The 23,904-nt window shown below is 59.2% G+C and carries 21 protein-coding genes; 19 read left to right on the forward strand and 2 right to left on the reverse strand.

Annotated elements, in window-relative coordinates:
• The first annotated feature begins 23 nt into the window (after nucleotides 1-23).
• The 19 genes from BQ5383_RS11680 (at nucleotide 24) to BQ5383_RS11765 (ending at nucleotide 17,663) form a co-directional block, all read left to right on the forward strand.
• Nucleotides 24-260 carry a hypothetical protein gene (locus BQ5383_RS11680; protein ID WP_071432181.1) on the forward strand — a complete coding sequence of 79 codons (237 nt, stop codon included), beginning with the start codon at nucleotides 24-26 and terminating at the stop codon, nucleotides 258-260.
• A gap of 132 nt (nucleotides 261-392) precedes the next feature.
• Nucleotides 393-1,538, forward strand: coding sequence for a cobalt-precorrin-5B (C(1))-methyltransferase CbiD (gene cbiD / locus BQ5383_RS11685; protein WP_071432183.1), 1,146 nt, complete (start codon nucleotides 393-395; stop codon nucleotides 1,536-1,538).
• A complete protein-coding gene (gene cobI / locus BQ5383_RS11690) occupies nucleotides 1,520-2,224 on the forward strand; it encodes a precorrin-2 C(20)-methyltransferase (RefSeq protein WP_071432185.1) in 705 nt (234 codons plus the stop codon). The genes cbiD and cobI overlap by 19 nt, the downstream gene beginning before the upstream one ends.
• Nucleotides 2,225-2,231: 7 nt before the next feature.
• Nucleotides 2,232-2,987, forward strand: a complete 756-nt coding sequence (gene cobM / locus BQ5383_RS11695) for a precorrin-4 C(11)-methyltransferase (protein ID WP_071432187.1) — start codon at nucleotides 2,232-2,234, stop codon at nucleotides 2,985-2,987.
• Nucleotides 2,984-3,985, forward strand: a complete 1,002-nt coding sequence (locus BQ5383_RS11700; RefSeq protein WP_071432189.1) for a cobalt-precorrin 5A hydrolase — start codon at nucleotides 2,984-2,986, stop codon at nucleotides 3,983-3,985. Before cobM ends, BQ5383_RS11700 begins: the two co-directional genes overlap by 4 nt.
• The gene (gene cobJ, locus BQ5383_RS11705; protein ID WP_083389944.1) at nucleotides 3,982-4,716 is read left to right on the forward strand and encodes a precorrin-3B C(17)-methyltransferase; all 735 of its coding nucleotides are present in this window, start codon (nucleotides 3,982-3,984) and stop codon (nucleotides 4,714-4,716) included. Before BQ5383_RS11700 ends, cobJ begins: the two co-directional genes overlap by 4 nt.
• On the forward strand, nucleotides 4,713-5,468 hold the full coding sequence (gene cobK / locus BQ5383_RS11710) for a precorrin-6A reductase (protein ID WP_071432193.1): 756 nt from the start codon (nucleotides 4,713-4,715) through the stop codon (nucleotides 5,466-5,468). Before cobJ ends, cobK begins: the two co-directional genes overlap by 4 nt.
• Nucleotides 5,465-6,691, forward strand: coding sequence for a bifunctional cobalt-precorrin-7 (C(5))-methyltransferase/cobalt-precorrin-6B (C(15))-methyltransferase (locus tag BQ5383_RS11715; RefSeq protein ID WP_071432195.1), 1,227 nt, complete (start codon nucleotides 5,465-5,467; stop codon nucleotides 6,689-6,691). The genes cobK and BQ5383_RS11715 overlap by 4 nt, the downstream gene beginning before the upstream one ends.
• On the forward strand, nucleotides 6,684-8,042 hold the full coding sequence (locus tag BQ5383_RS11720; protein WP_071432197.1) for a cobyrinic acid a,c-diamide synthase CobB: 1,359 nt from the start codon (nucleotides 6,684-6,686) through the stop codon (nucleotides 8,040-8,042). Before BQ5383_RS11715 ends, BQ5383_RS11720 begins: the two co-directional genes overlap by 8 nt.
• Nucleotides 8,039-8,644 carry a histidine phosphatase family protein gene (locus BQ5383_RS11725; protein ID WP_071432199.1) on the forward strand — a complete coding sequence of 202 codons (606 nt, stop codon included), beginning with the start codon at nucleotides 8,039-8,041 and terminating at the stop codon, nucleotides 8,642-8,644. The genes BQ5383_RS11720 and BQ5383_RS11725 overlap by 4 nt, the downstream gene beginning before the upstream one ends.
• 130 nt (nucleotides 8,645-8,774) lie before the next feature.
• Complete coding sequence (gene cbiB, locus BQ5383_RS11730) at nucleotides 8,775-9,743, forward strand: adenosylcobinamide-phosphate synthase CbiB (protein WP_071432201.1); 969 nt, start codon at nucleotides 8,775-8,777, stop codon at nucleotides 9,741-9,743.
• Between the two features lie 21 nt (nucleotides 9,744-9,764).
• Nucleotides 9,765-10,817 (forward strand): threonine-phosphate decarboxylase CobD, encoded by a 1,053-nt coding sequence (gene cobD, locus BQ5383_RS11735; RefSeq protein ID WP_071432203.1) that lies wholly within the window; start codon nucleotides 9,765-9,767, stop codon nucleotides 10,815-10,817.
• A gap of 1 nt (nucleotide 10,818) precedes the next feature.
• Nucleotides 10,819-12,297 (forward strand): cobyric acid synthase, encoded by a 1,479-nt coding sequence (locus tag BQ5383_RS11740; protein ID WP_071432204.1) that lies wholly within the window; start codon nucleotides 10,819-10,821, stop codon nucleotides 12,295-12,297.
• The gene (locus BQ5383_RS11745) at nucleotides 12,290-12,808 is read left to right on the forward strand and encodes a cob(I)yrinic acid a,c-diamide adenosyltransferase (RefSeq protein WP_071432206.1); all 519 of its coding nucleotides are present in this window, start codon (nucleotides 12,290-12,292) and stop codon (nucleotides 12,806-12,808) included. The genes BQ5383_RS11740 and BQ5383_RS11745 overlap by 8 nt, the downstream gene beginning before the upstream one ends.
• Nucleotides 12,805-13,479, forward strand: coding sequence for a precorrin-8X methylmutase (locus BQ5383_RS11750; RefSeq protein ID WP_071432208.1), 675 nt, complete (start codon nucleotides 12,805-12,807; stop codon nucleotides 13,477-13,479). The genes BQ5383_RS11745 and BQ5383_RS11750 overlap by 4 nt, the downstream gene beginning before the upstream one ends.
• 48 nt (nucleotides 13,480-13,527) lie before the next feature.
• On the forward strand, nucleotides 13,528-13,890 hold the full coding sequence (locus tag BQ5383_RS20780; RefSeq protein ID WP_139193414.1) for a hypothetical protein: 363 nt from the start codon (nucleotides 13,528-13,530) through the stop codon (nucleotides 13,888-13,890).
• 229 nt (nucleotides 13,891-14,119) lie between these two features.
• Nucleotides 14,120-16,048, forward strand: coding sequence for a flavocytochrome c (locus BQ5383_RS11755; protein WP_071432210.1), 1,929 nt, complete (start codon nucleotides 14,120-14,122; stop codon nucleotides 16,046-16,048).
• A gap of 249 nt (nucleotides 16,049-16,297) precedes the next feature.
• On the forward strand, nucleotides 16,298-16,840 hold the full coding sequence (locus tag BQ5383_RS11760; protein ID WP_338061415.1) for a TetR/AcrR family transcriptional regulator: 543 nt from the start codon (nucleotides 16,298-16,300) through the stop codon (nucleotides 16,838-16,840).
• A gap of 16 nt (nucleotides 16,841-16,856) precedes the next feature.
• A complete protein-coding gene (locus BQ5383_RS11765; protein WP_071432214.1) occupies nucleotides 16,857-17,663 on the forward strand; it encodes a class I SAM-dependent methyltransferase in 807 nt (268 codons plus the stop codon).
• A gap of 149 nt (nucleotides 17,664-17,812) precedes the next feature.
• Here the strand turns inward: BQ5383_RS11765 and amrB are convergent, their stop codons facing one another.
• A complete protein-coding gene (gene amrB / locus BQ5383_RS11770) occupies nucleotides 17,813-18,796 on the reverse strand; it encodes an AmmeMemoRadiSam system protein B (RefSeq protein WP_071432216.1) in 984 nt (327 codons plus the stop codon).
• Nucleotides 18,793-23,781 carry an Ig-like domain-containing alpha-2-macroglobulin family protein gene (locus tag BQ5383_RS11775; protein ID WP_071432218.1) on the reverse strand — a complete coding sequence of 1,663 codons (4,989 nt, stop codon included), beginning with the start codon at nucleotides 23,779-23,781 and terminating at the stop codon, nucleotides 18,793-18,795. The genes amrB and BQ5383_RS11775 overlap by 4 nt, the downstream gene beginning before the upstream one ends.
• Nucleotides 23,782-23,904: the final 123 nt, after the last annotated feature.

A 23,904-nucleotide genomic window follows, 5' to 3' on the forward strand; every position in this document is an offset into this window, starting at 1 on the left:
ACATCCTTGACGGAGGAGATTGGATGAGAGCGTTTGCGTTTTTCTTTGGGATCTTTACCTGTCTGCTTGGGATCGGCTGCGTGGTTTTTCAGTTGTCCATGGCCTTTCGGGTCCTCACAGTGGGATTGGTTTTCATTGCCCTTTGGATGATGCTCAAGTACGCCAAATGTCCGGTGTGCCATGAATACGGTGTAAACATCAATCCTTTTTCCAGAAAATACGGCATTTGCAAAAAGTGCGGCCATCAGGAAGCAAAATGACCTTTGATGGATCAGGGAGTAAAACAGCCTTTCAAATCCGGACCGGCCCTTTCGGGGACTTTCCCCTTTGACGGCTAAATGAGTAACAAACCAGTTTATCAGTTGCTATCACCAGTGAAAGGAGGTGGGGCCATGGCCCTGGAACGGTATGTGATCGCTGACGGTAAACGGCTGCGGTGCGGCTATACCACCGGTACCTGCGCGGCGCTGGCGGCAGGCGGGGCAGTCCGGCTGCTTTTTACCGGGGTATTTCCCCAGACGCTGCATCTGACCACCCCCGGCGGCGTGGCGGTGGAAGCAGCGGCGGAACAGCCCTCTTTGGGGCAGGGCTTTGCCTGCTGCGCTGTGCGAAAAGACGGGGGAGACGACATAGACGCCACCCATGGAGCTCTGATCTTCGCCCAGGTTTCCCGGAACAGCTCCGGGACCATCCACATTGATGGAGGCCGGGGTGTGGGTCGTGTCACCCGTCCGGGGCTGGACCAGCCGGTAGGAGCTGCCGCCATCAACCGGGTTCCCCGGGAGATGATCCGCCGCCAGGTGAGGGAAGTGCTGGCGGAGCTGGGGGAGGAGACCGGCGTGGATGTGGTCATTTCGGTGCCCGAGGGGGAGGAGATCGCAAAGCGCACCTTTAACCCCCAGTTGGGTATTGTGGGGGGCATTTCCATCCTGGGCACCACCGGTATCGTGGAACCCATGAGCGTCCAGGCTTTGGTGGAGACCACTGCTTTGGAGCTGCGGCAGGCCTTTGAGGCAGGCAGCCGACGGGTCATCCTCACCCCCGGCAATTACGGTCTGGATTTTCTCAGGCGGGAGGGCCTGCCGGGGAAGACGGGAATTCCGGTGGTCAAGTGCTCCAACTATATCGGAGAGGCCCTGGACCGGTGCGGACTGACCGGCTTTGAGCAGGTGCTGCTGGTGGGCCACGCAGGCAAGCTGGTGAAGCTGGCCGGGGGGATCATGAACACCCATTCCCGGGCAGCGGACTGCCGCACTGAGCTGTTCTGCGCCCACGCCGCCATCATGGGCGGGGGGCAGGAGCTGTGCCGGGCGCTGTTGGAAGCTCCCACCTCTGACCGGTGTGTGGAGCTTTTGCGGCAGGCGGGACTGCTGGAACCGGTTTTGGAAAGCCTTCTGGCTGCTATCCAGGATCATCTGGAACGGCGGGCGGCGAAAAAATATGCCGTGGGGGCTGTACTGTTTTCCAATGAGTATGGTAAACTGGGAGAGACACAAAAAGCAAAGGAGATCATGGAGCAATGGCGGAACAGACGGTAAAGCGGGGAGTTTTTTACGGCGTGGGTATTGGTCCCGGAGACCCGGAACTGCTCACCCTGAAAGCGGTGCGGGTGCTGGAGGCCTGCCGGGTCATCGCCGCCCCCCAGACCCACAGTGGAGAGACCCTGGCCCTGGATATTGCCTCCCGGGCGGTGGACCTGACAGGGAAAAAGATTCTTCCCCTTTACTTTTCCATGGCCCGTGACCGTCAGCAGCAAAGACAGGCCCATCTGGAAGCGGCCCAGGCAGTCCGGGAGGAGCTGGACCGGGGGGAGGATGTGGCGATGCTCAACCTGGGGGATGTGTCCATCTACGCCACCTACAGCTATCTGATGGAGATACTCCGGGGGGAAGGGTACGAGACGGTGATGATTCCCGGTGTGCCCAGTTTCTGCGCTGTGGCGGCCCGTCTGGGTGTGAGCCTGACGGAGATGAACAGCCCGCTGCACATCGTTCCCGCCGGGGGCGGTCCCCTGGAGGAAACCCTGGAGCTGCCGGGGACCAAGGTGCTGATGAAATCCGGCCGGAGGATTCCCCAGGTGCTGGAAGCCCTGGAAGCCCATGGCCTCACTGAAAAGAGCGCTTTGGTGCGGGACTGCGGCCTGCCCACCGAGGAGGTCTGTGAGGATCTTCGCCATCCCCCGGAGGGAACCGGCTATTTCGCCACCATCATTGTAAAGGAGTAACACTGCCATGGTACATTTTGTAGGGGCGGGCTGCGGCGCGCCGGATCTCATTACGGTGCGGGGGCTGGAGCTGCTGCGCCGGGCCGATGTGGTCATTTACGCCGGAAGCCTGGTCAATCCCGCCTTACTGGGGACCCTGCGGGAGGGGTGCGCCGTTTATAACAGTGCTGAGATGACCCTGGAGCAGGTACTGGCGGTGATGGAGGAATCTGAGGGAAGAGGCCTGGAACTGGTGCGTCTGCACACCGGGGACCCTTGCCTGTATGGAGCCATCCGGGAGCAGATGGATGCTCTGGACCGCATGGGCATCCTTTGGGATGTGTGCCCCGGTGTTTCCAGCTTTTGCGGAGCCGCCGCTGCCGTGGGCGGGGAGTACACCCTGCCGGGGGTGAGCCAAAGCGTCATCATCACCCGAATGGCAGGGCGGACGCCGGTGCCGGAGAGGGAGAGCATCGCTTCCCTGGCTTCTCACGGGGCCACCATGGTCATCTTCCTTTCTGCCGGAATGCTGGAGGGCCTCCAGACGGAGCTGTTAAAGGGGGCCTATACCCCTGATACTCCTGCCGCTCTGGTGTATAAGGCCAGCTGGCCGGAGGAGCGGGTGGCCCGGTGTACCGTAGGCACTTTGGCCGAGACCGGCGCCAGGGAGGGAATCAAAAAGACCGCCCTGGTGCTGGTGGGAGACTTTTTGGCTGGTTCCTACGACCGCAGCTGCCTTTATGACCCCGGCTTTTCCACCGAGTTCCGGGAGGCCAGCCGATGAAAACGGCATTTGTGGCCTTTTCCCCCAGGGGGGAGGCGCTGGCCCGGCTGCTGGCGGAGGATTTCCCCGGCGCGCCGGTGGAGCGGGGCTATGGCCGGGAGGAATTCTCCCTTTCCCTCTGGACGGCAGAGGCTTTTTCCCGGTATGAGGGACTGGTTTTTGTAGGAGCGGCAGGGATCGCCGTGAGGGCCATCGCACCTTTTGTTCGGGACAAGACCCGGGACCCGGCGGTGGTGGCGGTGGACGAGACGGGGGCCTTTGTCATCCCGCTTCTCTCAGGGCATCTGGGGGGAGGAAACGACCTGGCCCGGCTGCTGGCAGCCCGGTGCGGCGGGGTCCCTGTGGTCACCACGGCCACCGACCGGCGGGGCGTTTTTCCCGTGGACCAGTGGGCCAGAACCCAGAAGATGGCGGTACTGGACCCCAAAAAGATCAAGGGCGTTTCTTCCTCTCTGCTGGCAGGGGAAAAAGTCACCTTTTGGAGCCGCTGGCCCATTGCCGGTGAGATGCCGCAGGGACTGAGAGCCGTTTCGGACCGGCAGCAGGCCCAGATTGTGGTGGACCTGTCCCCGAAGGCTGCCCCTGGATTGCGGCTGGCCCCCAGAATCCTCACCCTGGGGGTGGGCTGCCGGAAGGGAACTTCCTGTGAGGCGCTGGAATCTGCCTTTTCCCGCCTGATGGGTGAGCGGGATCTGGCGGAAGAGGCTGTGGCGAAGGTTGCCACCATCGACCTCAAACAGGAGGAGCCGGGGCTGCTGGCGTTCTGTGAGGCCCGGCGGCTTCCCCTTAAAATCTTCACCGCTCAGGAGCTTTTGGAAGCGGAAGGGGATTTTTCTTCCTCGGCCTTTGTCCGGCAGGTCACTGGTGTGGACAATGTCTGCGAGCGAAGCGCGGTGCTGGGGGGCGGCAGGCTGCTTGTCCCCAAAACAAAAGGGGATGGGATCACCATGGCTCTGGCTGTGGGCGACTTCCATCCGGACTGGAGGATCTATCCATGAAGCAGTTGTATGTGGTGGGCCTGGGCCCCGGCGGGGAGGAGTTTCTCACCGGGCAGGCACGGCAAGCCCTGGAGGAAAGCCAGGTGCTGGCCGGGTACACCGTTTATATTGATCTCGTTGCCCCTCTTTTTCCGGGTAAGGAGATCCTCACCACCCCCATGACTCAGGAGCTGGAGCGGTGCCGCATGGCTTTGGAAGCGGCGGACAGCGGCAAGACCACCGCCATGGTGTGCAGCGGCGACAGCGGGGTTTACGGCATGGCCGGACCCATTCTGGAGCTGGCGGAGCAGTTTCCTCAGGTGGAGGTCATCGTGGTGCCCGGTGTGACGGCGGCCCTGTCCGGCGCGGCGCTGCTGGGGGCTCCGCTGATGCATGATTTCGCCGTTATTTCCCTGTCAGACCTCCTCACCCCTTGGGAGAAGATTGAAAAGCGTCTGAGGGGCGCCGGGGAGGGAGACTTCTGTCTCTGTCTTTATAATCCCGCCAGCCGCAAGCGCCAGGACTACCTCAAGCGGGCCTGCGACATCCTGCTGGAAAGCCGGAGCCCAGAGACGGTCTGCGGCTGGGTGCGGAACATAGGCCGGGATGGAGAGGAAAAAGAGATCACCACCCTGGAACAGCTGCGGGAAGCCCGGTTGGATATGTTCGCCACCGTTTTTATCGGCAACAGCCAGACCAGAAGGCTGGGGGAGCGGATGGTCACTCCCCGGGGCTATGAGGCCAAAGGATGAGAGTAGTATTATTCGGCGGCACCACTGAGGGACGGCAGCTGGCCCGGGAGTTGGGGGCGCTGCCCCTGACCCTTCAGGTTTCGGTGGCCACCCCTCTGGGAAAAGAAGAGTTGGCGGGGCTGGAACAGGTGGAAATCCTCACCGGGCGTCTTGGCGCCGAAGAAATGGCGGAACTTTTACGGGGTGCGGGCCTGTGCATCGACGCTACCCATCCTTACGCCGTGGAGGTGAGCGGCAACATCCGTCTGGCCTGTGAAAAGGCCGGGATTCCCCTGCGGCGGCTGGTTCGTCCCCAGGCAGCCGGTGAGGAAGCTTTGACGGTGGACAACTGCGCCCAGGCGGCCCGGCTTTTGGCGGCGGAGGAAGGAAATATCCTGCTGACCACCGGGGCCAAGGAGCTTTCCGCCTTTGCCGGGGTGGAAAAGACCCGGCTGTACGCCCGGGTGCTGCCTACGGCGGCCAGTATCGCCGCCTGCGAGGCGTTGGGACTTGCCCACCGGAATATCATTGCCATGGAGGGACCCTTTACCAGGCGGATGAATGAAGCGATGCTGGAACAGTATCACATCCGCTGGATGGTCACCAAGGATGGGGGAGCTCCCGGCGGCATGGAGGAAAAGCTGGAGGCTGCCCGGGCCATGGGGGTCCGGGTGGTGCTGGTGCGCCGTCCTCAGGAGCAGACGGATGGGGTGGACAGCATCCCGGTGCTGGTGGAAGAAGTCCGAAAGATGTTGGAGGAGGAAGGCAAGTGAAGGTCACATTGGTGGGCATGGGCAGCGGGTTTCCCCTTACCCTGACACAGGAGGCAAAGGAAACCCTTCTGGGGGCGGACTGCCTGTTGGGAGCCCCCAGGCTGCTGGAGGATCTGGGGGAGGAATACCCTTCCCGGCGCTTTGCCGCCATCCATCCCCGTCAGCTGGTGGAGCTGCTGGAGCGGGAGCGGCCGGAGCGCCCCTGTGTCCTCTACAGCGGGGATACCGGCTTTCATTCCGGCGCTGGCGGGCTGCTGCCCCTGTTGCGGGACCAAGGTTGGAAAGCAGAGGTCCTGCCAGGCATTTCCAGCATCCAGCTGCTGTCCGCCCGGCTGGGGGAGCCCTGGCAGGGTTGGCATCTGGCCTCGGCCCACGGAGCGGACTGTGACCCTGCTGCCCTTTTGAGGGAGCATCAAACAGTGTTTTTCCTCACAGGCGGACGGCAGGGACCGGCGGAGCTGTGTGGGCTCCTGACCCAGGCGGGCTTTGAACAGGCGGTTGCCGTGGTGGGGGAGAACCTGGGCCGCCCGGATGAAAATTTGGTCCGGGGGACGGTAGGGGAGCTGACGGAAAAAACCTTCGCCTCTTTAAGCGTTCTGCTGGTGCGCCGTCCTGTGGACGTAACCCCTTTGCGTCAGGTGGTGACCCCCGGCATCCCCGACGGGGAATTTTGCCGCTCTGAGGGGAAAACCGTGCCGATGACCAAGCGGGAGGTGCGGGCGGCGGCGATGGGGCTGCTGGAAATCCGTGCCGATGACCTGCTGTGGGATGTAGGGGCCGGGACCGGTTCGGTTTCGGTGGAAATGGCGCTCCTTGCCCGCCGGGGAAAGGTGTTTGCCGTGGAGGAAAAGCCGGAGGCCTGCGCCCTGATCCGGGAAAATGGCCGCAAATTCGGTGTGAGCGGCAATCTGGAAGTGATGGAGGGCCGCGCCCCGGAAGCGCTGGAACAGCTCCCCACCCCTGACGCCGTCTTTGTGGGAGGTTCCGGAGGAGAATTGCCGGAGATTTTGCGTCTCATCCGCCGTCTGAGCCCCAGGGCCCGGATCTGTGTTTCCGCCATCGCCCTGGAAACGGTCCATTTGGCCCTGGAGACCCTGACAGAGCTGGGGGATGAGGTCCATGTGACCCAGCTGGCGGTCAGCCGGGCCAAAGGGGTGGGGCGGCTTCACCTGATGATGGCCCAGAACCCCATTTTTCTCATTACAGGAGGGTGCCATGAGTAGAATCATGCTGGCCGCCATGAGCAGCGGCAGCGGCAAAACCACCGTCACCTGGGGCCTGCTGGCCGCTCTGAGGGATCGGGGCGTGGATGTGCGGGCCTTCAAGTGCGGCCCTGATTACATAGACCCCATGTTCCACACTCGTCTCTTGGGGATTCCCAGCCGGAACCTGGACCTGTTTTTGCAGGGGGAGCGGGCGGTGAAGCGGACCCTTTCCCGCCACGGCGGTTCTTTGGCGGTGCTGGAAGGGGCCATGGGCTTCTATGACGGGGTGGGAGGCACCCATGAGGCCAGCGCCTGGGATGTGGCCAACCGCACCTCCACGCCGGTGATCCTGGTGGTTTGTCCAGGCGGCAGCAGCCTCACCCTGGCGGCTCAGGTGAAGGGCCTGCGTCAGTTCCGCAGGGCCTCCCGCCTGGCAGGAATCATCCTCAACCGCTGCACCCCCCGGATGTACGGCCACCTCACCCCCATCCTCCAGAAGGAAACAGGGCTTCCGGTGCTGGGGTACCTTCCCCCCATGGAGGAAGCGGTGATCCCCAGCCGTCACCTGGGGCTTCTCACCGCCGGGGAGGTGGAGGACTTTACCCGCCGCAGCGCCGCTCTGGGACAGCAGGTGGAGCGGACAGTGGACCTGGACCGGGTGCTGACCATCGCCCGGAGAGTGCGTCCCCTGCCGCCGGTGGAGCCTTATTTTTCCGCCCCGCCCCGGTGTGTCATCGCCGTGGCCCGGGACGAAGCCTTCTGCTTTTATTATGCCGACAGCCTGGAAGCCCTGGAGGAAGCGGGGGCGCAGCTGGCCTTTTTCAGCCCACTGCGGGACAAAACCCTGCCGGAAGGGGTCCAGGGGCTTTATCTGGGCGGGGGCTATCCGGAGCTGTACGCCCGGCAGTTGAGCGAGAACAGCTCCATGCGCCGCTCCATCATGGAGGCCATCTCCGCCGGGATGCCCACTGTGGCGGAGTGCGGCGGCTTTCTCTATCTCCAGCGAAGCTTGGAGGACCCGGAAAAGAAGTCCTATCCCATGGTGGGGTTCTTTTCCGGCAAGGGCAGCGGCACCGGAGCGCTGCGGCGGTTCGGATACATCACCCTTTCAGGGGAACAGGAAAGTATGCTGTTCCGCCCTGGGGAGCAGGTTCCCGCCCATGAGTTCCATCACTGGGACACCGACTGTAACGGGGAGAGCCTGGAAGCGGTGAAAGCCTCTGGACAGGGAAGCTGGCGGTGCGCCTTTACGGGAGAAAACCTGTATGCCGGATTCCCCCATCTCCATTTGGGTGGAAAGCTGCCCCTGGCTGCCCGGTTTGCCGACGCCGCCGCCCGGTGGCAGCCCAAAAAGGAGGGAGAAGAATGAAAATTTATCTCCTGCGCCACGGGCTGACGGCCTATAATAAGGAAAAACGGTACCAGGGCACCCGGGATATCCCGCTGTGTGACGAGGGCAGGCGGCAGCTGGCCCCGGCCCCCATTTGTCCGGACCGGGTGTATGTTTCCCCCCTGGTGCGGGCCAGAGAAACCGCTGAGATTCTCTTCCCCCACACTCCCCTGACGGTGGTGGAGGACCTGCGGGAGATGTGCTTCGGTATCTTTGAGGGACGCAATTATATTGAGATGGAACATGACCCGGATTATATTTCCTGGGTGGGGGAGGATTGTACCGGACGCTGCCCCGGCGGGGAGACCCGGGGAGAATTTTCAGACCGCAGCTGCGCCGCCTTCGCCCGGCTGGTGGAGGAGAGCCTTGCCGCAGACTGTAAGGAAATCGCCGTTATGGCTCACGGCGGGACCCAGATGGCGGTGATGGAGCGGTTTGCCCTGCCTCAGAAGGAGTATTATCACTGGTGTTCCGGCAACGCGGGAGGGTATCTTCTGGATACCACCTCTTGGAAAAGCCAGGGGAAGCTGACGCTGGAAGGGGAGGTATCGTTCCTGGTATGCCCCCAGGCGGTCACCTGAGCAGAAGCAGCGGGACAGGCGGCTGATGTTTTCTGGGGGACGGTCTATCCTGATACATTCCCTATGTTCCGATGAAAATCTGAATTTTGGAACCCTTTTCCCACCGGAAGAACGTAAAGGATGAAGAAGTATGGAAATTTTACTGGCGGCGGCCCTGGGCTGCCTGCTGGACGCACTGCTGGCGGACCCTGCCTGGATGCCCCATCCGGTGGTGCTGATGGGCCGGTGTATCACTGCTTTGGAAAGAGGACTGCGGCGGATTTTCCCTCAAACCCCGGAAGGGGAGCGGCGGGCGGGAGCCTGTCTGGCGGTAATTCTGCCCCTGGGTACGCTGGCGGTCTGCGGCGGGGCCATTTTTCTGGCGAATCTGATCCATCCGGCGCTGGCTTTTGTTCTCCAGGTCCTTTGGTGCTGGCAGGCGCTGGCAGCCAGGGGCCTTGCGCAGGAAAGCTGCCGGGTACTGGCGGAGCTGGAAAAAGGGGACCTGGAATCGGCCCGGAAGGCGGTCAGCCGCATTGTGGGCCGGGATACCCAGGCATTGACAGCCCAGGGAGTGACCAAGGCCGCTGTGGAGACGGTGGCGGAGAATTTTTCCGATGGGGTGGTGGCCCCGCTTTTTTATTTGATGATCGGGGGCGCGCCTTTGGGGATGATGTACAAGGCCGTCAACACCATGGACAGTATGGTGGGGTATAAAAATGACCGGTATCTCCACTTTGGCCGGTATGCCGCCAAGCTGGATGATGTGGCAAACTATCTTCCCGCCCGGCTGTCAGCATTGCTGCTGTTGGCGGGAGGGGTTCTCACCGGAGGAAATGGGAAAAACGGCTGGCGCATCTGGCGGCGGGACCGCCGGAACCACGCAAGCCCCAATTCCGCCCAGACGGAAGCGGCCTGCGCGGGTCTGCTGGAAATCCAGCTGGCGGGAAACGCCTCCTATTTTGGCAAGGTGGTGGAAAAGCCCACCATCGGGGACCCTGTCCGGCCAGTGGAGCCGGAGGATATCCGCCGGGCAAACCGGATGATGATGACGGCCTCCCTGCTGGCGCTGCTGCTGTTGGGCGGAGTCCGTTTGGCGGCGGTGACGCTGCTGGGATAGTGGGATAGAAAGGAGCAAGGAATGGAACTGATGCACGGTGGGGACTGGGCGGGCTATGAAGCCCGGTATGGTCGTCCCCCTTTGGATTTCAGCGCCAATGTCAGCCCTTTGGGGCTGCCGGAGGGAGTGCGCCGGGGAATCATTGCCGCTTTGTCGGAGGCCCACCGGTATCCAGACCCTCTGTGCCGGACGCTGCGGCAGCGACTGGGGGAGCGGGAAGGACTGCCTCCGGAGCAGATTCTCTGCGGCAATGGAGCGGCGGACCTGATTTTCCGGGGGGTGCTGGCTGTAAGCCCCCGCCGGGCATTGATTACCGCCCCCACCTTCGGGGAGTATGAACAGGCCCTCACGCTGGCGGACTGCCAGGTGGAACGGTTCTTTCTCCGGGAGGAAGAGGGCTTTGTCCTGACCTCTCGACTGTTGGAAGCCATCACCCCCGGCGTGGAGATGGTGTTCCTCTGCGAGCCCAACAATCCCACCGGCGCGGTGTCGGACCGGCAGCTGCTCTTGGAAGTGTTGGAGCGGTGCCGCCGGACAGGGGCGCTGCTGGTGGTAGACGAGTGCTTCGGGGACTTTCTGGAGGACCAGGAAGCTCACACCCTCCGGGGACAGGTGGGGGACTTCCCCAATCTGCTGATTCTCAAAGCCTTCACCAAGATGTATGCCATGGCCGGGGTGCGGCTGGGGTACTGCCTATGCGGTGATACAGTGCTGCTGGAAAAAATGGCCGGGGCAGGGCAGCCCTGGGGCGTTTCCTCCCTGGCCCAGGCGGCGGGACTGGCAGCATTACAGGAAACGGAGTATGTGTCCCAGGTGCGGCAGCTGATTACCAGACAGCGGCCTGTCCTTCAAAAAGGGCTGGAAGAGCTGGGCTGCACCGTCTGGCCCGGAGCGGCCAATTATCTGCTGTTCAAGGTCCATCGCCCCGGCCTGACCGAGGCCCTGGAACAGCGGGGAATCACCCTGCGCAGCTGTAAGAATTATCACGGCCTGGGGCCGGATTATTATCGGACAGCGGTGCGGACGGAAGAAGAGAACCAGCGGCTTTTGGCGGCGCTCAGGGAGGTGCTGTAGGATGGCAAAAATCATTATGATTCAGGGGACTATGTCCGGGGCGGGAAAAAGCCTTTTGTGTGCCGCTCTCTGTCGTATTTTCCGTCAGGATGGCCTGCGGGTGGCTCCCTTCAAAAGCCAGAATATGGCCCTCAACAGCTATATCACCCGGGACGGTCTGGAAATGGGTCGGGCCCAGGTGGTACAAGCGGAAGCGGCGGGAGTGGAACCGGATGTGCGGATGAATCCCATCCTCCTCAAGCCCTCCAGTGATACCGGCAGTCAGGTGATCGTGCTGGGAGAAGTATGGGGCCAGATGGGGGCCGCCGAATATTACCGGAAAAAGGAGAGCCTCAAGCCGGTGATTCGCCAGGCATTTGACAGTCTGGCGGCCCAGTATGATGTCATCGTTATTGAGGGGGCGGGCAGTCCCGCCGAAATCAACCTCCGGGAACATGATATTGTCAACATGGGTCTGGCTCAGATGCTGGATGCCCCGGTGCTGCTGGCGGGGGACATCGACCGGGGCGGGGTGTTCGCGCAGCTCTATGGCACGGTGGCTTTGCTGGAACCGGAGGAACGTCAGCGGATCGTGGGTCTTGTCATCAATAAATTCCGGGGTGACCCGGAAATCCTCCGTCCCGGTTTGAAGATGCTGGAGGAGCGAGCCGGCATCCCGGTGCTGGGAGTGGTTCCCTATATCCGGGCGGATATAGACGATGAGGACAGCCTTTCCACCCGCCTGGACCAGCGTCAGGCCCACCGTCCGGTGGATGTGGCGGTCATCCGCCTGCCCCGCATCTCCAACTTTACCGACTTTTCCCCCCTGGAAGCCCATCCGGCCCTGGGGGTGCGGTATGTGGAGCGGGTGGAGGAACTGGGGGCGCCGGATCTGGTGATTCTTCCCGGAACCAAAAATACCATGGAGGACCTGCTGTGGCTGCGGCAGAATGGTCTGGAAGCGGCAATTCTCAAGCTGGCTGCGGCAGATACTCCGGTGCTGGGGGTGTGCGGTGGCTATCAGATGCTGGGGCGCAAGCTCTCTGATCCCCTGGGCGTGGAGCACGGTGGGGAGCTGGCGGGAATGGGTCTGCTCCCCCAGGAGACTGTCTTTACTGGGGAAAAGACCAGGACCCGGGTTTCCGCTGTTGTACAGGCTCCCCAGATGAAGGGAGCGGCTATAGAGGGATATGAGATCCACATGGGCCGCACCACCGGAGGGGGAGAGCCCTTCTGCGTCCTCTCTGATGGCAGAACCGAGGGCGCATGGCGGGGGGATGTGTGGGGAACCTATCTCCATGGGCTGTTTGACACCGGGGAGCTGACCGCCGCCCTGGCCCGATGGCTGCTGGAACGGAAGGGTTTACACCCGGAAGATGCCGTCCCGGAAAGCCACTGGGCCTACAAGGAGCGGCAATATGACCTGCTGGCCCGGCAGGTGCGGGAAAATCTGGACCTGAAAGCCATTTGGAAGGCAATGGAGGACTATGAGCATGGATGAACAGTTGGGGCTGCTCCACTTGTACTGGGGAGACAGCAAGGGAAAAACCACCGCCGCCATGGGACTGGCAGTGCGGGCGCTGGGAAACGGCCTGCGGGTGGCGGTGCTCCAGTTCCTCAAAAGCGGGACCAGCGGAGAGCTGGAACCTCTGCGGCAGCTGGGGGCTTCGGTCTGGTCCGGGAAGGGCAGCCGGAAGTTTGTTTTTCAGATGACCCCGGAGGAGCGGGAGGAGACCCGGCAGCTTCAGGACGAAAACCTGCGGCAGCTGCTGGAAGGCCAGTGGGATCTGGTGGTGCTGGATGAGGCCTGCAGCGCCTGGCAGCTGGAGATGGTGGACCATCAGCTGCTCCGCCGGGCGGTGCTGGAGCGCCCCAAAAACCAGGAAATGGTCCTCACCGGGAGGGAGCCTGCCCCATGGATGATGGAGGCGGCGGACTATTCCACTGAAATGCGCTGCCACAAGCACCCCTATGAGCGGGGAATCAAAGCCAGAAAGGGAGTGGAGTTTTGAGACCGGAGCATTATCTGCCGGGGGATATTGAGCGCACCAGCATGGCAATCATCACCCGGGAAATGAAGGAGCGGGGCATTTTCGTCCCGCCGGAGCAGGAAGCTGTGGTGCGGCGGGTCATCCACACCACAGCGGACTTTGATTATGGGGAGAATCTCCGTTTTTCGTCTGATGCGGTGGCCGCAGGAGCGGCTTATCTGGCGAAGGGCGGTGTTATCGTCACCGACACCAATATGGCCCGGGCAGGAGTGAGCAAGCCGATTCTGGCCCGACTGGGGGGAGAGATTCGCTGCTTTATGGCGGAGGAGGAGACCGCCCGCCAGGCAAAGGAGCGAGGGTCCACCCGAGCGGTGGTCTGTGTGGACCGGGCAGCTGAGGAATACCCCAACGGATTACTGGCGGTAGGTAATGCTCCCACGGCGCTGCTGCGGGCGGTGGAGCTGATGGAAAAAGGTTACCGTCCCGCCCTGATTGTGGCCGCTCCCGTAGGCTTTGTCAACGTGGTGGAAAGTAAGGAACTGCTGTGGGAGACCTGCCTGTGCCTGGGAGTGCCGGTGATCGCCGCCATGGGCCGCAAGGGAGGCAGCAATGTGGCCGCCGCCATCTGTAACGCTTTACTGTATCAGGCGGCGGATGCCCTGGACCCTTCCGCACGAGGTTGGCAGGGATAACTATCCCGCCGCAAGAAAAAAATGGATCGCTGTCGGCTGGTCTGATCCATGGGAGAAAGCTTTGGTTTCGCAGCGTTTGTCCAGATTTCAATCAATTCAAAAATTGCCCCTGATACCTCAGGTACAGGGGCATTATTCATTTCCTGCGGACCTGAATGTAAATGGGAAGGAGGAAATTTCGGTACAAACGATGCTGATCGTTGTCAGGGAAAAGTATCCATTGTTCAAATTTCGAATGGCGGAAAGAACTTTTTACGCAGATTTGGAGAGAGAATTTTTCCAGCCGAAGTCGTCCTGATTTTAGAAAAGCTGTGTTTTGCCTATGACCGCAATCGGAATGCAGTACCAGGCGCACCAGGAAGAGCTTGTAGCTTTGCAATATTTCTTAGTTGTATTTTAATGAAATACTAAAATGAGCACAAATGTATTTAATTAAAATATAAATTGTGATTATGACGAAAAATATTCGCATAAATTTGTTGAAAAATACATATAGTTTTACGGGATTTTTCACAAAAATGAAAAGAACCAGGCAAAAGCTGGAAAATTGTTTTGACATACAATTAACAATCCGTTATACTGTCTCTTGTTCAACGAGAGATTCTCTCACAAAACAGGAACAGTAAAAGGAGAAACTTGCATGAGAAATCTGTGGAAAAACAGCCGGAAAGCCCTTGCGGTAGTTTTGGCAATCGTCATGACTATGGGCCTCGCCGCCTGCGGAGGCAGTCAGCCTGCCGCCTCCCCCTCCAGTGAAGAAAGCACAGCCTCTACCGGGGCACAGAGTGCTACCGGTACAGCAAAGGGCTTTGGCGGAGATGTATCCGTCACCGTAACCGTTGCCGACGGCAAGATCACCGAAGTGGTTGCTGAAGGCCCGGGCGAGACCGAGGGTGTGGGTTCTGCCGCTTTGGAGCAGCTGCCCCCCAAGATGGTTTCCGGACAGACCCTGGATGTGGATGCCATCAGCGGCGCCACCATCACCAGCAAGGCTGTAGTGGAAGCGGCCAAAGCTGCTGTGACCGCCATGGGTCTGGACCCCGCCTCTTTTGCGGGAACCGGCGAGACCGCCGCTGCTGAAGATCAGGAAATCACTGCCGATGTTGTGGTGGTGGGAGCCGGCGGCGCAGGTATGACCGCCGCCATCACCGCTGCCAAGGAAGGCAAGCAGGTGGTTCTGGTGGAGAGCATGGCCATGGTAGGCGGCAACTCCGTCCGGGCCACCGGCGGTATGAACGCAGCCAAGACCACCGCTCAGGATGCCAATGAGTTCACCGAGAACGCCGGTGTGGACAAAACTCTGGCAAGCGCCGCGGAGTACGCTTCCAATGAGACCATTGCCGCCCTTACCGCGACCGTCACCCAGCAGTGGGCGGATTATCAGGCCAATCCCACTGGTTATTTTGACAGCGCTGAGCTGTTCCAGCTGGATACCCTCATTGGCGGCAAAGGCGTCAATGATCCCGCTCTGGTGGCTGCTCTGGTAAACAACAGTGCCGACAGCATCGATTGGCTCAAATCCATCGGCATCGATCTGCCCAGCGTGGGCAGCTTCGGCGGCGCTTCCGTCAAGCGTATCCACCGCCCTGTGGATGCCGAGGGCAAGACCCTGTCCGTTGGTTCCTATATGATCCCGATTCTGGAGAAAAACTGCAAGGAGCTGGGTATCCAGCTGCTGCTCAACACCAAGGCTGACAGCATCCTCACCGATGACACCGGCGCTGCTGTGGGCATTACCGCCACCGGCGAGGGTGGAGCCAAAGTGACCGTCAACGCAGGCAGCGTGGTACTGGCTACCGGCGGATTTGGCGCGAACCTGGAAATGGTCACCGAGTATAAGCCCGAGCTGGCTGGCTTTGCCACCACCAATGCTCCCGGCGCTCAGGGCGACGGCATCGCCATGGCTCAGGCCATCGGCGCGGCTACTGTGGACATGGATCAGATCCAGATTCACCCCACTGTGGAAGTAGAGACTGCCGCTCTGATCACTGAGGGTCTCCGTGGCGACGGCGCTATCCTGGTCAATGCCGAGGGAAAGCGCTTCTGCGACGAGGTAGGTACCCGTGATGCCGTCAGCGCCGCTGAAATCGCTCAGACCGGCAGCTACGGCTGGCTGGTGATCGACCAGAAGATGGTGGATGCTTCCAGCGTCATCGCAGGCTATATCACCAAGGGCTATACTGTACAGGGCGATACTTACGAGGCTCTGGCTGAGGCGATGGGCGTTCCCGCCGCTGACTTTGCCGCTACCATGGAAGCCTGGAACGGCGCTGTGGCTGCCGGTAAGGACGAGGAATTTGGCCGCACCAGCTTTGCTGAGGCGCTGGATACCGCTCCCTACTATGCCATCAAGGTCAGCCCCGGTGTCCATCACACCATGGGCGGCCTGAAAATCAACACCGATACCCAGGTCCTCAACGGGGAAGGCGCTCCCATTGCCAACCTCTATGCTGCCGGAGAGATCACCGGCGGCGTTCACGGCGCAAACCGTCTGGGCGGCAACGCTGTGGCCGATTTCGTGGTCTTTGGCCGCATCGCCGGTGCAAAGGCTGCTGAAAATGTCGGCTGAGAAATGAGCCCGGAAATAAAGCATAAACAATAAACCAGAGCCTTCCGCTTCAGTACAAGCTGATGCGGAAGGCTCTGGTTGTTTATTAAAAGGCGGTAGGTAGCCAAAGGAATGAATACAGAAAAGATTTGGGCATGACTTGACAAAATTTCTTTTTTATATAATGATTGTTATATAACTAATGTTATTTAATGCAATTTTGCAAGGGGAGATAACGAAATGCCGCCCAAAGCAAGGATATCAAAGGAAATGATTTTGGATACTGTTTTAGGGCTCACCAGAGAAGATGGATTTGACACCGTAAACGCCAGAAGAATCGCGGACAGAATGAATTGTTCCACACAGCCCATTTTTACCTGCTATGAAAATATGGAGGAATTAAAAAGGGATTTTCTGGAGTTTGCCTTTGATTTTTATCAGCAATATGTAGCTGACTATGAAAAATCCTCCTGGGTGGAGCCGTATTTGATTCTGCCCCTTTCCTATCTTCAATTTGCCAGGGAGGAAACATTTTTATTTCGGCTGCTGTTTATAAGTGATATGGATTTGCGGATGGCCCAACCGAAAGATTTTTACCGGGAAGTGGGAAACGAAAAAAAGGCCCAGGTTTTTTCGGAGCAGCTGGGAGTGCGGCTGGAGGATGGAAAAGAAATCTTCCTGGATTTGTTCCTTTATACCCATGGAATGGCGGTGTTGACAGCGACGGGCAAGCTGTTTCTGGAGGAGAACAGCCAGGAAAAAATGGTCCGTGGGCTGCTGTCAGCCCTTGTGAAGGAAAAAGAAAAAGCTTGAAATGAGGAGGTGCGAGATGGAGACTAACCCCTATGTGACGGATTTCTACAATCATTACGATGAGGATCAACGGCTTTGCTCTAGACATGGTTCGGTGGAGTTTCTGACTACCATGAATTATATTCAAAAGTATCTGACCCCTGGAAGCCGGGTCCTTGAAATCGGGGCTGCCACAGGACGATATTCCCACACCTTGGCCCGGCAGGGTTATCAGGTTGACGCGGTGGAACTGGTGGAACACAATATAGAGATCTTCCGCAAAAATACGGTCCAGGGTGAAAATATCACCATTGTACAAGGGAACGCTTTGGATTTATCGGGTTTTCCCGACAGCTGGTACGATCTGACACTGCTGCTGGGGCCCCTTTACCATCTCTATTGCGATGAGGACAAAGAGAAGGCGCTCAGGGAGGCCATCCGTGTCACAAAGGAGGGAGGAATCATCTTTGCGGCTTATGTCATCTCCGACGGCTGCCTGCTGGATGAAGGGTTCCATCGGGGGAATATCGATGTGGCGGAATATATAAAAAATGGTCTGGTGGATGGGGAAACCTTTGCCGCCAGATCGGAACCCAAGGACCTGTTTGAACTGGTGCGAAAAGAGGATATCGACCGGTTGATGGCTCCTTTTCCCACGGTCCGCTTACATTATGTGGCGACAGACGGCTGTGCTTTATTAATGAGGGAATCGCTGGACCAAATGGACGATGAAAAGTTTCAGTTATATCTCAAGTATCATTTTACCACCTGTGAGCGGGAGGATTTTTGTGGGGTCACAAGTCATGCCCTTGATATTTTCAGGAAAAAAGCCACAGGAAAATAAAATGAGCAAAAATCCAGATTTCTCACCCATCAGGTGTGGAAAACCAAGGTGCCAGATATCATTTTCAGCCACGTCAAAAGCGCCTGGAAGACTTACAAAGTCCTTCCAGGCGCTTTTATCATAGGACAAAGCGAAAAAAACAATGTCGTTTAATTTTCCTCCACCCACGCCCCGTAAACAAAGTAGGTGGTGATGCCGTCGGCGTAGATGGAATTGTTGGGGCCCTGGGACAGCTTTTCCGGGGAAGAGGAATGATCCAGCTGGACAAGGGAAGCGCTGGTGGCCTCAGCGGCCCGGAGAAAGGTGGTCACCGAAGGGGGAGAGTCAATATTGCTGTCAGTGAATTTTAAAATTCTGGAATAGTCGAAGCTTTCAATGGCCTGGGCGGTTTCCGCATCCCGGGGGACCGCCTGGGCTGGAGTGAGATAATGGGAGCAGTCTGCCGATGCCACTACCAGCACCCCTTCCCGGCTCAGCTCCTCCGCTAACTGCTGAAAAGCCTCCAACCGCTGGGAGGAAAGGGTGTTTGCCAGCAGACAAACGGAAACTTCCGCCCTTGGCAGGTAATATTTGATAAAGGGAATCAGCCCTGCCGCTCCATGATCCCACTCCACCGAAGAAGGGGAGTCCACTGCAACAATCTCCTGGCTTTCCAGGATACGGCCAATGGTTTCACGGTCCGGTTCCACTTTGCCATAAGGGGTGTCCCAGGCGGCCAAAGCGGTAAGAACCTCCCCGGGGCAGTTTTCAGGAAAATGGGAGGGGGAAACGATGAGGACCCGCTGGGGAGGACTTTCCTGAGCGCCGGCCATCTGGAAAAATCCGGCGATCATATCCGAGGCCACCAGATGATGGGGAACCATCCCCGCTGTCAGTTTGCCGGGCAGCTGATAATCGGGAGCATCCCGGAAGCCACCCTCCACCTGTGCCTGGTCAAAGTAAAGGCACTGGAGCAGGGGAAGGCTTGTTTCCGCCTCCTCTTTTTGGGCCGAAGCAGAGGCCCCTTCTTCCCGAGCCTCAGCCGGGGCTTGGGAAGAGGGGGAGGAAGCCGGGGCGGCGGCGGCCGGGGTCCCACAGCCCGCCGCCAGCCCCAAAGCAAGAATCAGGGAAAGAAGAGGAAGGAGTTTTCTCATGAAATGCTCACCATTTCCCGGTCAGAAGCGCCCCAGTTTTCTCCCGAGGTGCTGGTGACATAGGCGCTCTCCACCACATAATCGCCGGGAGCCACGCACCGGGCATAATAGACAATGGGTTTCAGCTGCGTGTCTGCATCATTGCCCCCCCAGGCGGAGAATTGCAGCCGCTGTCCCTGGCGGGAGGAGAGGAACCAGCCCTGATTGTTGTAAGAATTATCCACCGCGCTGTACCGCTCAAACCGCATTCCGGTGGGGATGTAGTCGTCGATGACCAGCTGGGCTTCTCCCACATCCAGGTCGAAGGCGGACAGGTCAGGGGTAATGGTGATCCTGGCCAGATCACCCACTTCCAGCGTGCCTCCGTCCACCGCTTCCACCTTCTTGGCAACGGGGATCTTTTTATTCTCGGGGTCCAGATCCTGGGAGGCGGGAGCCACATAGTAGACGTCCGCCCATACCTTGCCGGAAGTGACCTGGAAAGCCGCTTCCTCCAACTGCTGACGGGTGAAGGAGATCCGCTCAGTCTGAGTGCCCAGCTCCTGGGTCACCTGTTCTCCGTCCCTGGTATAGGTGAAGGAGGCGGAACCGGCGGCAGCGGAATTCTCTTTCACTTTGGCCAGATAGTACAGCCGCTCCATGATGTAGGGCTCATATTCGCTCTTTTTCCAGGTAACACCCAGAGCCAGCCCGTCGGCATCCTCCTGTCCGCAGGCGGTGGCCAGCAGCAGGGCGGCGGCGGTGCAGTCCCCATCGGAGAGGGAATCCTGCCCGGGCACCACCAGAGCGGTACTGCCGGAGACCCCTTCCAGTTTGGTCACCTTGGGAGATACCAGCTTTTTATACCACTGGGCGGCGATTTCGGTCTCTCCCAGTTGGGCGATGGCGGTGGCCAGATACATCTGGTCCACAAAATCCAGTCCGTCTGGGTTCTCCAGCATTCCTTCAAGGGTGGCCAGATCCACGTTGCCGTAAAGACTCTGGGCCAGGTATCCAATGGAGGCTCGCTGACCGGAAGCTGCCACTGTCTCCGGCGTGAGGTCATAGATGATGTAGCTGTCCACCACATCGGGCATGGCCATCACCGCCAGGGTGCTCAGCTGGGCGTCGGTATCGCTGTAGGGGAACAGGGAGAGAAGCTCTCCGTTTGTCAGGTCGGAAAGCTGTTCCTTCATTTCTCCCACATCGTACCAGTCGCAGCCCTCAGACTGATACTGCTGGGCCACAAAGTAGGCGGCCAGCCGCTGATCCGCTCTGGCGCCATAGGTGTCCATCTGCCGCAGCACCTCATTGTAAGCTGCCAGGCTTTGGTCATAGAAGGCGATGGTGATGGGCCAGCGGTAAGGTTCCACATCCAAGCCCTGGGAGAGATCAAAGGTCTGCACCCGGGTCACTTCGATGCCGGTTTCTGCCACGGTGAAGATGAGCTTCACACCGTCGCTGCGGCCTTCGCACTCGCCCAGGATGGAAACAGTATAATCTCCCGCTTCCAGTTTGGGGAAGGAGACGCTCTGGTAATCCCGGACGCCGCCGGAAGTGGTGAGGGTCTCATTGACCCCATCGCCCTCCACTGTCACAGTATACTGGGCCTGGGAATCGGTAGTGACAGCGGTGCCTGCGCCCCGCAGGCCGATGGTGATGCTGTCCCCTTCCAGATACAGGCTGCCCACGATGGGGGAGAGGAAGAATTCCTTGGTGGCTGCCCGGTTTTCCTTCACATTTCCGGCATAGTTCTGGTCAGTGAGGGCCAGCCCGGTGAGACGCCAGCTGGTGATGTTGTCCGGCAGGGTGAAGGTAAAGGTCAGCTTTCCGCTGTCGTCGGTGCGTCCGGTGAAGAACTGGGCGGTATCCTGGAAGTCTTCCCGGAATTCTTCGCCGCCTCCGCCACCGCCGCCTTTTTCTCCGGCAGCATCGGTATTGCCGTTCTCTACATAGGAGGCGTATTTGGCGATGTAGGGATAGGAGAGGGATTCATAGATGCTGCCAAGGATATCGCTGGACTGCTCCTGGAGGGCGAAGATGGCCTCATCCACCACGCTCACCACCACTTCCGCCTGTGCGGCAGGCTTTCCGGTGGCCTTTTCGGTGACGGTGGCGGTGACGGTCATTTCCCCGCCCGGCTCATAGGTCTGGCTGTCGGTTTCCAGCTTGATTTCCAGGGCCCGCTGCTGGGGATCAAAACGCATCCCTTTATCCTGGAGGTTGTAGATATGTTTGCCGTCGAAGTAGGCGCCGGTGATGATGTAGTTGGGCAGCAGCTCCTCGCCAAAGGGCAGCTGGAGCTCAGTGGCATCGGTGACGGTGGTGTGGGTGAAATCATCCTGGACCACGGTGTACAACAGCCGTCCGCCGGTCTGGGTCACCGGCTGGTCATTGTCCACCAGCTGGAAGGTAACGTCCTCCCCGTCCCCAAACCGGGAACGGAGGGTATAATTTTCCTCAAAGGCGGTGCCGGAGCTGGTTTCCACCTGATCCTGGATACCTGCCTCCATCATTTTTTCCAGTCCGTACTGATGGTTTCCGTTGCCGGAGCCGTTCCAGTAGTACTGAACGCCCAACCCCACTTCGTACTGCACTGCCTTGCCGGTGGAATCGGTGGTGGACAGGGTGAGATAGTAGTAGTTCTCCTCATCACATCCAGGCAGGCCGGTGAGGGTATAGCTGCCGCCTGTGGTGGTAAAGGAGCGGTTGTCGATGATCTCGTCGTGGCGGACATATTTGAAGTCCTCCACCATGGTATGGGAAATAAAGTCGTAACGGGTGCCGGTCTTTTCTTTGGTATAGTAGACGTGGTGAACAGCGGCGCTTACTTCTTTATTGAGGGCGGCGCCCTGGATATTTTCCGGCTCCCAGAGCTGGTCGCTGTCGGTGATGGAGGAAATATCTACCTGGTGGGTGGTTACCTCCACTGAGACACCATCAGCGGATTGTTCTGTCACCTTGCCCCGAAGCATCACATCCCGGTGGATGACATAGATGGTGGGATAGAAGTAGAAGTTTTCCCCCTGGGCGTCGGTGTTGGAAACGGTAATGCTGTAACCCCTGGGATACCAGGTGTTGGTTCCCTCAGCTTCCGAGAACCGCATGGGAATGCGCACCATTCCATCCTCTCCGGTAGTCAGGTTATCCTGTCCTCCGGGGAAGGAGACATTATCCTGCCAGGTGTTGGCCTGGAGGGCAAAGCCGGAAGCGGGGGTTCCGTCATAGAAGGTGATCTCCGCCACCAGAGCCGGGTCGGCGGCAGGGTCGGAGAGGAGATACACCGGTTTTTCCGGGGCCACGGAGGCGGTGTAGGTGGGCTTGACATAGTCCTCGATTTCCAGATACAGCTCCCGCAGGGTGATGTCATCCTGGATCTTCAGGGACAGGTAGGAGCTGGCGGTGGTGGAGAAATTCTGGATGGACAGCTCCGCTGTGAACAGTCCGTTATCCTGGGTTTCCACCTCCTGGGTTACTGCCCCATTACCCAGGTCCAGAATGACCGTTTCCGGAACGGTTCCATCAGTGTCTCTGGGACGTACCATGCCCCAAACCTTAATGGTATCTGTGGTTTGATAGATGGGCCGGTCAGTGAACAGATAGCTGTAATAGGCGTGCGCAGTGAGGGTATCATCATTGGTGTTGTAGGTATTCAGCCGGGCCAGATCCACAAAGGTCCGGTCTCCGGCAGTGACGGTGAAGAGGCTGTAGCTGCGGTTCCCCTTTTCATCAATGACGCCGGTGGAAACAGAGGCCACGCCGTTCGTGTCGGTGACAGCGGAAGCGGTATACTGGCCGGTCATTTCCAACTTGGCCTCAGCGACAGGCTCCCCGGTGGCGGCATCGTTGACCCACAGCAGCAGATTGGAGCCGGAGGCCATCTGGAACACGGACAGGTCGCTCACCTGGAGATACATCTGCCGGGTGAGGGTGAAGGGGTCGCCGGAGATCGCCGCATCTTCTCCGGTGGCGGAAAACTCCACCACATAGTAGCCCTCAGGCAAGGGCTCCGGGAATTGGAGGAGGAACTGGGAGGAATAGTACCCCTTTCCGCCGCTTTCGTCCTCTGATGCGGAGAAGGGAACCCCCTCAAATGAGGCGTATTCCGTCAGTTGTGTGGTATCCACAAGGCCGGAAGCGGGAAGCTCATAGGCTCGGTAGGGGAGCACCCGCTCCAGCTCCTTGCGGTATTCCTCCGCACTGTCCAGCTGGTAGATGGTCACATCCAGTTTGGAGCGGTCCAGGGAGGAATCCAGATACATGGACACCAGGGGTGTTTCGGAGGAAAGACAGTTGTAGGAAAGGGTCTCTCCCATCTGGAACAAATAAGCGGTTTTTTCCTCCTCAATACTTTGCGTGGTGAAGGTGAAGGAATAAGGCTCCCGCAGTTTCAGTCCACCCGGCGTGGCGAGGGGTGGGGAGAGGGTGACGGTGTAGGTGGTATCGTACTCCATATTTTTGTCGGGATAGAAGACAAAGCGGTCTTCCCCCAGGGAGATGCTGCCCTCCAGAGGCGGATCGATGGTCAGCGCCTGCTGGAAATCCACGGTGGACAGGGCGCTGGAATTGAAGGAAAACTCAATACCGGAGGAGGTCTGCACCTTTTGGGCGCCATCGGTGGGGAAGGTGGATGTCACTACCAGGACCTTCTGAACCTGGAAGGAAAATTCCTTTCCCAAAACGGTGATGGTATATTCCGCTCCCGCCTCCAAAGGATGAAGGGGTGTGAGCAGCCAGCTTTTATCCTCCTCCTGGGAGAGATAGAAGCTGGTTTCCGGCTGTGCTTTCAGCTGCTGACGCAGACCGGCTTCGTCCAGATTGGAAACACCGGTGAGACGAAAGGCGGAGCGGGGGTCCACTCCTTCTTCGCTGGATATGGTCGGGGTCAGCTGGGGATTGGTCAGCAGGCGGGGCAGAAAAGCCAGCGCTGCCGCCAGAACCGCCACAACGACGCAGATAATCACCACCAGACGGCGATGCTGCTTGAAGCTTTGGCTCAGTTCCATAAAAACGCCTCCTTACGGCTGAATAATCAAAGCTGCTGAAAAAATGCTCTCATAAAAAGAAACGTCCCAGAAGGGGCAAATATTGGCCTTCCGGGAAAGTTTTGGGATGAAATTTGCGAGAAA

The organism is Angelakisella massiliensis (assembly GCF_900104675.1).
Lineage (GTDB): Bacteria > Bacillota > Clostridia > Oscillospirales > Ruminococcaceae > Angelakisella > Angelakisella massiliensis.

Coding starts and splice junctions, on each gene's coding strand:
- BQ5383_RS11680 (WP_071432181.1), top strand. CDS start 24: ATGAGAGCGTTTGCGTTTTTCTTTGGGATCTTTACCTGTCTGCTTGGG.
- cbiD (WP_071432183.1), top strand. CDS start 393: ATGGCCCTGGAACGGTATGTGATCGCTGACGGTAAACGGCTGCGGTGC.
- cobI (WP_071432185.1), top strand. CDS start 1,520: ATGGCGGAACAGACGGTAAAGCGGGGAGTTTTTTACGGCGTGGGTATT.
- cobM (WP_071432187.1), top strand. CDS start 2,232: ATGGTACATTTTGTAGGGGCGGGCTGCGGCGCGCCGGATCTCATTACG.
- BQ5383_RS11700 (WP_071432189.1), top strand. CDS start 2,984: ATGAAAACGGCATTTGTGGCCTTTTCCCCCAGGGGGGAGGCGCTGGCC.
- cobJ (WP_083389944.1), top strand. CDS start 3,982: ATGAAGCAGTTGTATGTGGTGGGCCTGGGCCCCGGCGGGGAGGAGTTT.
- cobK (WP_071432193.1), top strand. CDS start 4,713: ATGAGAGTAGTATTATTCGGCGGCACCACTGAGGGACGGCAGCTGGCC.
- BQ5383_RS11720 (WP_071432197.1), top strand. CDS start 6,684: ATGAGTAGAATCATGCTGGCCGCCATGAGCAGCGGCAGCGGCAAAACC.
- BQ5383_RS11725 (WP_071432199.1), top strand. CDS start 8,039: ATGAAAATTTATCTCCTGCGCCACGGGCTGACGGCCTATAATAAGGAA.
- cbiB (WP_071432201.1), top strand. CDS start 8,775: ATGGAAATTTTACTGGCGGCGGCCCTGGGCTGCCTGCTGGACGCACTG.
- cobD (WP_071432203.1), top strand. CDS start 9,765: ATGGAACTGATGCACGGTGGGGACTGGGCGGGCTATGAAGCCCGGTAT.
- BQ5383_RS11740 (WP_071432204.1), top strand. CDS start 10,819: ATGGCAAAAATCATTATGATTCAGGGGACTATGTCCGGGGCGGGAAAA.
- BQ5383_RS11745 (WP_071432206.1), top strand. CDS start 12,290: ATGGATGAACAGTTGGGGCTGCTCCACTTGTACTGGGGAGACAGCAAG.
- BQ5383_RS20780 (WP_139193414.1), top strand. CDS start 13,528: ATGGGAGAAAGCTTTGGTTTCGCAGCGTTTGTCCAGATTTCAATCAAT.
- BQ5383_RS11755 (WP_071432210.1), top strand. CDS start 14,120: ATGAGAAATCTGTGGAAAAACAGCCGGAAAGCCCTTGCGGTAGTTTTG.
- BQ5383_RS11760 (WP_338061415.1), top strand. CDS start 16,298: ATGATTTTGGATACTGTTTTAGGGCTCACCAGAGAAGATGGATTTGAC.
- BQ5383_RS11765 (WP_071432214.1), top strand. CDS start 16,857: ATGGAGACTAACCCCTATGTGACGGATTTCTACAATCATTACGATGAG.
- amrB (WP_071432216.1), bottom strand. CDS start 18,796: ATGAGAAAACTCCTTCCTCTTCTTTCCCTGATTCTTGCTTTGGGGCTG.
- BQ5383_RS11775 (WP_071432218.1), bottom strand. CDS start 23,781: ATGGAACTGAGCCAAAGCTTCAAGCAGCATCGCCGTCTGGTGGTGATT.